Annotated in this window: 12 protein-coding genes; 6 read left to right on the forward strand and 6 right to left on the reverse strand. The window is 54.7% G+C overall.

Features of this window, described 5'->3' with window-relative positions; all coding sequences use genetic code 11:
- The first annotated feature begins 150 nt into the window (after nt 1–150).
- Nucleotides 151–999 (forward strand): AraC family transcriptional regulator, encoded by an 849-nt coding sequence (locus RTY00_RS12040; protein WP_312664602.1) that lies wholly within the window; start codon nt 151–153, stop codon nt 997–999.
- Here RTY00_RS12040 and RTY00_RS12045 read toward each other — a convergent pair.
- Complete coding sequence (locus RTY00_RS12045) at nt 956–1,354, reverse strand: helix-turn-helix domain-containing protein (RefSeq protein WP_312664603.1); 399 nt, start codon at nt 1,352–1,354, stop codon at nt 956–958. The two genes, RTY00_RS12040 and RTY00_RS12045, sit on opposite strands and share 44 nt — an antisense overlap.
- 274 nt (nt 1,355–1,628) lie before the next feature.
- Here RTY00_RS12045 and RTY00_RS12050 point away from each other — a divergent pair, with 274 nt between their 5' ends.
- Nucleotides 1,629–2,069: a GNAT family N-acetyltransferase gene (locus tag RTY00_RS12050; protein ID WP_312664604.1), complete on the forward strand. Its 441-nt coding sequence runs from the start codon at nt 1,629–1,631 to the stop codon at nt 2,067–2,069.
- Between the two features lies 1 nt (nt 2,070).
- Here the strand turns inward: RTY00_RS12050 and RTY00_RS12055 are convergent, their stop codons facing one another.
- Entirely contained in the window at nt 2,071–3,063 is a 993-nt protein-coding gene (locus RTY00_RS12055; protein WP_008105264.1) for a LacI family DNA-binding transcriptional regulator, read from the reverse strand.
- A gap of 401 nt (nt 3,064–3,464) precedes the next feature.
- Here RTY00_RS12055 and RTY00_RS12060 point away from each other — a divergent pair, with 401 nt between their 5' ends.
- Complete coding sequence (locus RTY00_RS12060) at nt 3,465–4,928, forward strand: sugar porter family MFS transporter (RefSeq protein WP_312664605.1); 1,464 nt, start codon at nt 3,465–3,467, stop codon at nt 4,926–4,928.
- Nucleotides 4,929–4,977: 49 nt separating this feature from the next.
- On the opposite strand, the gene RTY00_RS12065 is transcribed toward RTY00_RS12060, so the two are convergent.
- The 4 genes from RTY00_RS12065 to RTY00_RS12080 form a co-directional block, all read right to left on the reverse strand.
- Entirely contained in the window at nt 4,978–6,111 is a 1,134-nt protein-coding gene (locus RTY00_RS12065; RefSeq protein ID WP_312664606.1) for an ROK family protein, read from the reverse strand.
- An 8-nt stretch (nt 6,112–6,119) separates the two neighbouring features.
- Entirely contained in the window at nt 6,120–6,860 is a 741-nt protein-coding gene (gene dnaC / locus RTY00_RS12070; protein ID WP_007893471.1) for a DNA replication protein DnaC, read from the reverse strand.
- Nucleotides 6,860–7,396: a primosomal protein DnaT gene (gene dnaT / locus RTY00_RS12075; protein ID WP_008105267.1), complete on the reverse strand. Its 537-nt coding sequence runs from the start codon at nt 7,394–7,396 to the stop codon at nt 6,860–6,862. Before dnaT ends, dnaC begins: the two co-directional genes overlap by 1 nt.
- A 101-nt stretch (nt 7,397–7,497) precedes the next feature.
- A complete protein-coding gene (locus RTY00_RS12080) occupies nt 7,498–8,193 on the reverse strand; it encodes an autotransporter (protein ID WP_312664607.1) in 696 nt (231 codons plus the stop codon).
- A gap of 140 nt (nt 8,194–8,333) precedes the next feature.
- Here RTY00_RS12080 and RTY00_RS12085 point away from each other — a divergent pair, with 140 nt between their 5' ends.
- From RTY00_RS12085 to RTY00_RS12095, 3 genes are all read left to right on the forward strand, one after another.
- A complete protein-coding gene (locus RTY00_RS12085; protein ID WP_312664608.1) occupies nt 8,334–8,894 on the forward strand; it encodes a DNA-3-methyladenine glycosylase I in 561 nt (186 codons plus the stop codon).
- Nucleotides 8,895–9,003: 109 nt separating this feature from the next.
- Complete coding sequence (locus RTY00_RS12090) at nt 9,004–9,666, forward strand: OmpA family lipoprotein (protein WP_008105270.1); 663 nt, start codon at nt 9,004–9,006, stop codon at nt 9,664–9,666.
- A 157-nt stretch (nt 9,667–9,823) separates the two neighbouring features.
- A partial coding sequence (locus tag RTY00_RS12095; RefSeq protein ID WP_312664609.1) for a LacI family DNA-binding transcriptional regulator occupies nt 9,824–9,995 on the forward strand: 172 nt, incomplete at its 3' end.

Genomic DNA, 9,995 nt, shown 5'->3' on the forward strand with positions numbered 1-9,995 from the left:
GTTTGCTGCAGTGGCAACCAAGCCCTAAGAAATCGAAATGATCGCCGCTGAGCCTCCTCCCGCTTTCGCACCTTAACTCATACACACCCACGCTTTACTTCCCCACCAATCTCCGCCACTTTGCTCCTTCATCGCATTGTGGAGCCTGGCATGTTAATCCATCCAACCGATACTCTGACTTTTTCCGGCAATCCGCGCCAGGCTGAGCTGCGTCAGCGCCTGCTGGAGCCGGATGCGCCGAAAGTGATTGCCGCGGCGTTAGCGAAGCAGCTGGACCGTGAAACCTTCACTCATCGCCACGCCGCCGGGCAGCTCTTCTGTTTGAAACAGGGATTGATGACGGTGAAAACGCCGTCCGGTATTTTCGCCAATCCGCCGCGACTGGTGGGCTGGATTCCGCCCTACTTTGAACATGCGATCATTGGGCCGGGCCCGGTGCTTGGCTGGACGGTATTGGTTGACGACACGCTAGCCGCGCCGTTGCCAGATCATCCGGTCCTGCTCTCCTGCCCGTCGGTGTTAGAGCCGCTGGCGGAAAGGCTGGCAACCTTGTCGCCCGATCACTGGGGCAGCGCGCGCTACAATCGCCTGAGCGAGGTGTTTCTGGATGAGTTATATGAATCGACCGAACATCCGCTGACGTTACCGCTGCCGACGGAAACGCGCTTGCTGCAGATTGCACGCCTGTTAATGGACGATCCCTCCGATACGCGCACCGGGCCAGAACTGGCGCGCTGGGCGGGACTCAGCCCACGCAGTTTGAGCCGTCATTGGGCCAGCGCGGTCGGCATGAGTATAACGCGCTACCGCCAGGTTTCACGTTTACTCAAATCACTGGAAGGATTGGCGGCGGGCAAAAGTGTGCAGCAAGTGGCGTGGCAGGTCGGATTCGATAGCGTTAGCAGCTATATCAGCGCTTTTCGCAGCGCGTTTGGTTCAACGCCCGGTAAATACTTTACGCCGCCAGCCGACTCTGCGGATGCAAAAACAGCAAGCTAGCAGGTCCATCAATCTCCGGCAAAGTGTGCTGATATTTACGGCGGAACGCGCCGGGCGGTAGATCGAACATGCGGCGGAAGGTGCGGCAATAAGTTTGCTGCGAGTCGAAGCCATATTTAATGGCGATATCCATCAGCGGCGTGTTGCTGTTCAACAGCGCGATCACTGATGCCGTTAACTTGCGCTCGCGAATGTAGGTGCCAAGCGCCACGCCGGTGTAACTGCGAAACAGGCGCTGCAGATGCCACTGCGAATACCCGGCGCGACGTGCTACGGTTTCCAGAATGAGTTTCTGCTCAATATTGTCCTCAATCCAGAGCATCAGTTGCTGCATAAAGGCGGCGTGCATATCCATCTTTCCTCCTGATGTCGAAATGAAAACAGTGATAACGATAAATCGTCGCACATCCCGTAGCGGCGCGATTTATCGCGCAATGAATTACGCCGCTACGATCAGTGCGCTCTGAAATTTCGGTTTTCAGCGATTAACTGACAAGCATTATAAGAAGACGTTAGCTGGCTATGTGATGCTCAAAAGCCAATAAATAACGATAACTCGCCAATTTGACGCTTTATCATTCAGGCCGAATATTTCATCATCCCTGCTGATAAAGAGAATGGAGAACGCAATGAAAGGAATTTACCCCGTGCAGGAGAGCGATTTCGAGGCGATAACCACGGTGTGGGAAGCGTCGGTGCGGGCGACGCATCATTTCCTGCAAGATGCGGATATCCGCGCTCTGCGCCCGCTGGTGCGCGAGCAATATTTGCCGATGGTTGAGCTGCGTATTTATCGCGATGAAGAGCAGAGCATTGTCGGTTTTCTCGGCGTGGCGGAAAATCGGCTGGAGATGTTGTTTGTCGCGCCGCAAGTGTTTGGTCTGGGCATAGGCAAACAGCTGCTGCGCTACGCCATCGAACAACTGAATGTCAGCGAACTGGATGTGAACGAGCAGAATCCGCAGGCGCTAGGTTTCTATCACAATCAGGGATTTGTCATCACGGGACGCTCGCCACTAGATGGACAGGGAAATCCTTTTCCGCTGCTTCATCTGCGCTATGCGCAGTGAATTAAATAGTCGCACCCATTGAGAGGCGATAATGCAGGTCGACCTGCTCGATGGTGGGCTGCTGGTTGATTTTTTTCAGGATGATCTCCGTCGCCACTTTTCCCATCTCAAAGCGCGGCGTGATCACGCTGGCTAAGCGTGGCGTGGTTGCCTGGCCGATTTCCAGCCCGTGGAAACCGGCAATCGCCATCGCTTGTGGCACAGCAATGCGCGCTGCCTGGCACTCCTGCAGCACGCCGACCGCCAGATCATCATTGGTACAGAGAATCGCATCCATCTCCGGATAGAGCTGGCGCGCCAGCGTCATCATGCCGGTACCAATCGATACCGATGAAACCTTGTTTGGCACAATTCGCCCTGCAGGTAATCCCGCCGCTTCAACCGCATCGCGATAACCGGCGTAACGTTGTTCATCACGACGATCGGACATCGAACCAAAGTAGATAACGCGCTGTTTGCCGCTGGCCAGCAACATCGCCGTCATATCGTAGCCGGCGCGATAGTTATCGAAGCCAACATTGATGCGCCCGCGCGCTTCGGTCAATCCCATCACTTCTGCCACCGGAATGTTGGCAGCGTTAAGGTATTTTTCCGCGCGTACGGTGTGCACTGATTCGGTCAGTATCAGCCCTTTGATGTTAAAGGCTAAAACCGTGGCGATCTGCTCCTCTTCACGCTGGGCGTTGTAGTCGTAATTGACCACCAGCGTTTGATAACCCTGCGCGCTGGTCACCGATTCAATGCCCGCCAGCAGATCGGCAAAGATTTGATTATTAAAAGAAGGAATCAACACGCCAATGCGCGGTGGGTTCTGTTTAGTCGCCGCGACATTATCGGTATCCGCGACGTAGCCAATTTCGGCAATCACGCTGGCGATCTTCTCCGCCGTTTCCGTTTTGACCTTTTCTGGCGTGCGCAGATAGCGACTTACCGTCATTTTGGTGACGCCCGCCAGGGTAGCAATATCGTCCAGAGTGATGCGCTGCGTTTTCATTACGGCGTCCGCAAAGAGGGGCTGAGAATCAACGTATTATGCCCGTTGCCTGTTAAAAAATGAAACGCGCCCGTGCGCTCAGTCGGGTGAAATAAAATCGACAAATCAGCGTGCATAACAGAATGAAAATTCCAATAAAAAGCAAACTTTGCAATGTCCATACAAAGTGAATTGATGAAAAACCTATCATTTCATTAGGCTATAAACATGTCCCTGACGACTTATTCAGCAATTTTCGCAACCCTCTTCACACTTTTCGGAAAAAATGATCCAAAAACCATCATTTAGAACATATATTCCAACACGAAGACCTCGCGTGAATAAAAGTTGAACATCTAAACCTACACCACCCTCTTTCTGAACAAGCAACGTTCAGGCCGTAGAGACAAGGGGCTATAACAATGGATACCAGGCAAAAACGCTACAACATGAAGTATGTCATTCTCTGCTGTACTGTCGCGGCATTCGGCGGTCTGCTGATGGGATATGACTCTTCGATTATCTCCGGTGCAATCGAACCCTTAAGTGAATATTTCCAGTTATCGCCCGCTGAAACCGGCTGGGCCGTTTCCAATATCCTTCTCGGCAGTTTGATCGGCTGCTTTATGGCACCACGCCTCAGCGACAAACTGGGCCGCAAAAAATCCCTCGCCATCACCGCCCTGCTGTTTACCGTTTCGGTGATCGGGACGGCGCTGGCACATAACTTCACCGTGTTCGTCATCTTCCGCATGATTGGCGGATTGGCAATTGGTCTGGCGTCGGTGATTTCGCCTATCTATCTGGCGGAGCTGTCGCCTTCCAAGTTTCGTGGCCGTACCACCGCGCTGTATGCGGTTTGCTGCGTCGGCGGACAATCGGTGGTGTTGCTGACCAACTACTTCATCACCAAATCCACCTTGCCTGACGTGATGATCAATATGGGCTGGCGCTACATCCTCGCCACGGCGCTGGTGCCGTGCGCGCTGTTTATCCTGTTCATCGCCTTTATCCCGGAATCGCCGCGCTGGAACGTGCTGAAAGGCAAGTACGATGAAGCGCTGGATACGCTGACCAAAATCTCTAACCGCGAGCATGCCGAGAGCGTGTTCAACGAAATCAAACATTCGTTTTCTGATAACACCGCGCAGCAACACAAATCGCGTCTGCGTCTGGATAAAACCACCATTCCATTGCTGATTGTCGGTATCGGTTTGGCGGTGGGTAACCAGATCAGCGGCATCAACGTGATTCAGTACTTTGGGCCAACCTTGCTGAAAAACGTCGCGGGCAGCACGGACTCAGCGCTGCTGCAAACCTTCTGGCTGTCGATTTGTCAGTTCATTGGCGTGCTGGCGGGGATGATGCTGATCGATAAAGTCGGCCGTCGTAAGCTGCTGCTGCTGGGTGCCATCACTTCCTGCGTGTGCCTGACCTACTCGTTCATCGCCTTCTATTACCACTTGCCGGGCATGCTGGCGGTGATTGGCCTGTTCGCGTACATGATTTTCTTCGGTATGACGTGGGGCCAGATCGTCTGGACGGTGCTGGGCGAAGTGTTCCCAACCGAGATTCGTTCGATTTGCGTGGGGATTTCCATCTGCGCGATGTCGATGGCCAACTTTGTTATCAGCAGCACCTTCCCGATCATGAACAGCAGCCCGATGCTGCTGGATATGTTCCACGGTGGCTTCCCGCTGTTGCTGTTCGCGATTTTCTCGCTGGGGATGTACTTCTTCACCTTCCGCTATCTGCCAGAAACCGCCGGCGTGTCGCTTGAGAAGATTCATGCATTGGTGCTGCGTAAATTTAACGTCGAAGCAGATCTGCCGGAGACGACATCCACCGCGAAAGCGAGCGAGTCGTTTGATATTCCGAGGCATTAAAGCATTTGGTCGACATAAATGGCGACCCTACGAGATCATTGATGGCGCCCTATTGGCTGGGGCGTTCGTACTGCTCAATCACCGCCAGCGCTAAGCCGTTGGCCGGATCAATACGCAGCGGCAGAAAATGCAGCGCGGTGTGGGCAAAGGTAAAGGCCAGCGTACCGGCCTGCGCCGCCTGTTGCACCGCCTGCACAAACGCCGGCTGCGCATTCCACGGCCCATCAATAATGATGCTGGCCGGATTCACCAGCTGCATCACCTGACTCACCGCGTTGCCCAAATGGGTGCCCGCCTGCGTCATCACCTCTTGCAGGATTTCCGGCTCGCTATCGCCATTCTGCCAACGCAAGCCCGGTTTGCGTTTTGCCAGCTGCTGCTGAATGGCCGGTTTGCTCACCAGCGTTTCAAGACAACCTAAGCGTCCGCAGCTACAACGTTCGCCGTTGGGTTGCACCGTAAGATGGCCGATCTCGCCCGCCGTCCAGCTGCTGCCGGTAAACACTTCGCCCTGTTCCACCAGCGCGCCGCCTAATCCTTCTGAGATACGCAGATAGAAATGGCTTTGCGACTTATTCAGTTCGAGTTGCTGCACCGAAAGCAGCGCGGCGGCTTTAACATTATTCATGATGCGCAGCGGCAGCGGCATCTCGTGGCTGAGAATGGTCATTACATCCACATTCTGCCAGCCAAGATGGGCGGAAAAATGCACCCAGCCACGATGGGGATCGATGATGCCGGGGAAGCCAATCGCCACGCCGAGCAGCTCGGGATGCGCCGCGTGCAAGGTCTGACACACTTCCACCAGCTCATGCAGCAATTGCTCGGGATCGCTGGTTTCCGTGCGCCAGGTTTGCTCGGCAATCACCTGCGAGTAGTAATCGCACACGCGCCAGTGAATCGCCTGACGCTCCACCATGATGCCGGCGCTTTTCAGCTTTTCCGCGCGCAGCGAGATTTCGATTTTAGGGCGGCCCGCAGAAGCGACGCTAACCGGGCCGAGCTCATTGATCAGCCCGGCTTCCAGCAAATCATCGACAATCAGTGAAACGGTGTTTTTGCTCAGCTCGAGCGCTAATGCCAAATCCTGGCGAGAGGTGATGCGAGTGGTACGCAGTTGCGTCATCACCCGCTTCAGGTTGTTCAGACGAAGTAGTGCTGGACCTTTACCGGCTGCTTTCATAGCACTCCTCAATACTCATCACCGCGCACACGGCTGCGATAACTTTCCCAGTCAAAGCGCACCCACAAGCTGTTGCCGAGGCGCATACGATCCATCACGCGTTCACCCAGCAGCGAATTCATGCCCGCCGGATCGAGGTTCGATAACATGCCGGTTGGGCGTTTCGACGATGAGCGGCGATCGACAATCTGATTGATGATCACTTTTTCATAGCGCGATTCGCTCTGCATACCGATCTCATCGATCACCAGCAGATCCACATGGCTGAGATCGTGCAGCAGGCGTTCTTCGGTTAAATCGCTGCCACCGCTGAAAGTGCCCTTCATGCTCGACATCAAATCGGCGACGGTGACAATCAGCACGCTTTTACCGCGAATGATCAGATCGTTACCAATCGCCGCTGCAAGGTGGTTTTTACCGGTGCCGGGACGACCGGAGAAAACAAAGCTGGAGATGCTATTTTCAAATCCGGCGGCGTATTCGCGCGCCATCGCCAGCGCTTTACGCTGCCCATCATTTTCCACGCGATAGTTGTCGAACGAGCAGTTCATGTGCAGCTCGCGGATGCCCGAGCGCCCCATGATGCGCTGCATTTTCATCGCGCGGTTTTCCCGCACAATCGCTTCCGAGCGCAAACGGCCCTGCTCCTGATTCCAGGCCAGCAGCTCCGCGCCGTTTTTGAATTTCGGCTGCACTTCGGACGGCATCATCTTTTTCAGGCGGCTAAAAAGATCGTTCGGCGTTTTCATTACTCACCTCGGAATCCATCGGGAATATCGTAATCAGTATTGCTGATTTGCGTGAGATCGCGCTTTGGCTGCCCGCCATTGGCGGCGCGATTCATCTGCACGCTGCGCGCTAACTTCTGCTGCCACTGCACATGATGGAACAAACGGCCTTCCGCCTGCCAGTACGCCACAAATGTGGCCAGCTCGGCGGCAGTAACAGCTTCACTCAACGCCACGCCCCAGATTGCGGCCTGACGCTGAAAATCGCTGTCCGGCTGCCAACCTTCATACATCGCGAACTTGCCAACCGGTGTAGCGATAGGCGCGCTATCGGTCTGAAACAGGCTCTCATCCAGCGTGACATCATTGGGCTGCTGCGCGGCGGCTTCCAGTGCCAGCAGCTGCGCCAGACGCTGCGGCGTAAGCGCATAAAACGCCGGCGTATTGTTATGCAGCACCGCCAGCGTGCCGTTATCGGCCTGCTGCAGCACGGCGAGCGGGTCATGGCAGAAGCCATCCAGCCCCACCAACGTTGAAGATAAGATTTTGACTGACATGAAGAAACCTGACGTTAACCAGCATGGTGCGCCGGGCGGTAAATTCAGCCCGACGTAATACGCTCAGTGTAACTGTTTTAGCGCGGCGGATCGCGCGCGATTTAGAAGCTGGCGCTGACGCCAAGACTGTAGATGAACTGCTCGCCGCTGCTCACCGCACCGGTTTGCGCAAAGGAAGCAAAGGCCGCCATATTTTGCCCGAGCGGCATATTGGCGCCGACGCTGACATCCACCCAATTGTTTTCCCGGCCATTTATGTCATCAGCGTGTTCACGGGTGGGTGAAGGCAGCTCCTCATTCACCAGATGGCTGTAGCTCACCTGCGCCCACGGCGATATCCAGCCAAAGGTGGAATCCACGCGCCAGCCGAGGGAAGCAATATGCTCGGCATTATTGCTATCCACGTATTCACACTTCGGGCAGCTCAAGGTGGAATCATCCACTGCAAACTGCGCCACCGGCCCGGTGCTCACCGCTTCACTCATCGGCATCGACCAACCGGCCGAATAGCGATTCACAAAGGGCGCGGCGCCAACGCTGGCGGTTTCACTGTGCATCACCATCGCGTAGTCGTTCGGCGAATTCAGCGCGGCGTCAAACAGGTTGGCATCGGGATTTTCTGTCAACATTAGATGATTACTGGAAATTTTTTCAGCAAGTATTGCGTTGTAATCGGGCGCGCTATTCTGGCTCGACTGATCAAAGGCATAGGCATTCCCGGCCAGAAATAATAGCCACCAACCGCTAAAAGCCAGCGCAATTTTGTGCTGGCCTGTCCGCTGACTTTTCTGCAACATGAAGGACTCCTGACGAGCCGGGAAGAGATGGGCGTTTAGGTTTTATAAGATCTATATCGGCGCCCGTTGTATAACTATTAATCGAATTTGCCATACGTCAAGGGAACTATCGCTATTTCATATGCTAAGGGAGTGATGCAATGCAACGTTGTGGCTGGGTAACTGAGGATCCACTGTATCTGGCGTACCACGATAAAGAGTGGGGCGTGCCGCAGACCGATAAGCGAGTCTTATTTGAAATGGTCTGTCTGGAAGGCCAGCAGGCGGGGCTTTCATGGATCACCGTGCTGAAAAAACGCGAAAATTACCGCCGCGCATTCCATGAATTCGATCCTGATGCCGTGGCGTTGATGGATGAAAGCGACATGGAACGTCTGATGCAAAATGCGGGACTGATTCGCCATCGCGGCAAGCTGGAAGCGATCATCAACAATGCGCGCGCATTGCTGGCGCTGGAAGCCACCGGAGAGGTCTTTTCGCGCTTTATCTGGTCTTTTGTCGACCATACGCCGATTTTGCACCGTTACGCGAATTACAAAGACGCGCCAACCACTTCCGAGCCCGCCATTGCGCTGTCGAAAGCGCTTAAGAAGCGTGGTTTTAAATTCGTCGGACCCACAACCTGCCACTCATTTCTACAGGCCTGCGGCTTAATTAACGATCATCAAACCAGCTGTTTCTGCCATCCTGATAATCTTTAAAGCAAAAGTTTACAAATTAAGACTGACCCTCACGCATTTCCCCATAATTGAACGGCATAATAGTGCCGTTTTGGGGCTTTTCCCCGTTTAAATCTGTGAGGGATTTTTCATGAATAAGCGTATTTTGGCGCTGACCTTGTTATTGAGCGGCAGCCTGGCGCTGTCGGGTTGTACCACCAATCCGTATACCGGCGAATCGCAGGCGGGCAAATCGGGCATCGGTGCCGGCTTAGGCGCGGTGTTAGGCGCGGGCGTGGGCGTGCTGTCGTCGTCGAAGAAAGATCGCGGTAAAGGCGCGCTGATTGGCGCGGCATCCGGTGCGGCACTGGGCGGCGGCGCGGGTTATTACATGGATGTGCAGGAAGCGAAACTGCGCGACAAAATGCGCGGCACCGGCGTCAGCGTGACGCGTCAGGGCGACAACATCGTGCTCAACATGCCGAATAACGTCACCTTTGATTCCAACAGCAGCAACCTGAAACCGGCGGGCGCCAACACCCTGACCGGCGTTGCGATGGTGCTGAAAGAGTATCCAAAAACCGCCGTGAATGTGGTGGGCTACACCGACAGCACCGGCACGCGCGCGCTGAATATGCGTCTGTCACAGCAGCGTGCTGACAGCGTCGCCAGCGGTCTGATTTTGCAGGGCGTGGCGCAAAATCGTCTGCGCACGCAGGGTTTAGGCCCGGATAATCCGGTCGCCAGCAACAGCACCGAAGACGGTAAAGCACAGAACCGTCGCGTTGAGATCACCCTCAGCCCGCTGAGCTAAAAGTAGAGCCGATCTGCGTGAGCAGGTCGGCTTTTATCACACTTTTAAGCCACTTTTGACGCCATCTTTGTCAGAAAAAGCTAAAAAATTCGTAACTGATAGAGCCGCCTTTTCCTTTATGCTAGCGTGATCAAAAATTGATCAATGGGACGCTATCATGTCACTGAAAGCCATCGCCGCAACCCTTGGCCTCTCTGTTACTACCGTGAGCCGGGCGCTAAATGGCTATGACGATGTAGCGGCCGTCACGCGTAAACGCATTGAAGACGAAGCGCAAGCGCGCGGTTATCGCCCCAACGATGCGGCCCGCCGCCTGAAAACCGGACGCG

This window comes from Pantoea sp. CTOTU49201, assembly GCF_032054795.1.
GTDB classification, from domain to species: Bacteria; Pseudomonadota; Gammaproteobacteria; order Enterobacterales; family Enterobacteriaceae; genus Pantoea; species Pantoea symbiotica.

Coding starts and splice junctions, on each gene's coding strand:
- RTY00_RS12040 (WP_312664602.1), top strand. CDS start 151: ATGTTAATCCATCCAACCGATACTCTGACTTTTTCCGGCAATCCGCGC.
- RTY00_RS12045 (WP_312664603.1), bottom strand. CDS start 1,354: ATGGATATGCACGCCGCCTTTATGCAGCAACTGATGCTCTGGATTGAG.
- RTY00_RS12050 (WP_312664604.1), top strand. CDS start 1,629: ATGAAAGGAATTTACCCCGTGCAGGAGAGCGATTTCGAGGCGATAACC.
- RTY00_RS12055 (WP_008105264.1), bottom strand. CDS start 3,063: ATGAAAACGCAGCGCATCACTCTGGACGATATTGCTACCCTGGCGGGC.
- RTY00_RS12060 (WP_312664605.1), top strand. CDS start 3,465: ATGGATACCAGGCAAAAACGCTACAACATGAAGTATGTCATTCTCTGC.
- RTY00_RS12065 (WP_312664606.1), bottom strand. CDS start 6,111: ATGAAAGCAGCCGGTAAAGGTCCAGCACTACTTCGTCTGAACAACCTG.
- dnaC (WP_007893471.1), bottom strand. CDS start 6,860: ATGAAAACGCCGAACGATCTTTTTAGCCGCCTGAAAAAGATGATGCCG.
- dnaT (WP_008105267.1), bottom strand. CDS start 7,396: ATGTCAGTCAAAATCTTATCTTCAACGTTGGTGGGGCTGGATGGCTTC.
- RTY00_RS12080 (WP_312664607.1), bottom strand. CDS start 8,193: ATGTTGCAGAAAAGTCAGCGGACAGGCCAGCACAAAATTGCGCTGGCT.
- RTY00_RS12085 (WP_312664608.1), top strand. CDS start 8,334: ATGCAACGTTGTGGCTGGGTAACTGAGGATCCACTGTATCTGGCGTAC.
- RTY00_RS12090 (WP_008105270.1), top strand. CDS start 9,004: ATGAATAAGCGTATTTTGGCGCTGACCTTGTTATTGAGCGGCAGCCTG.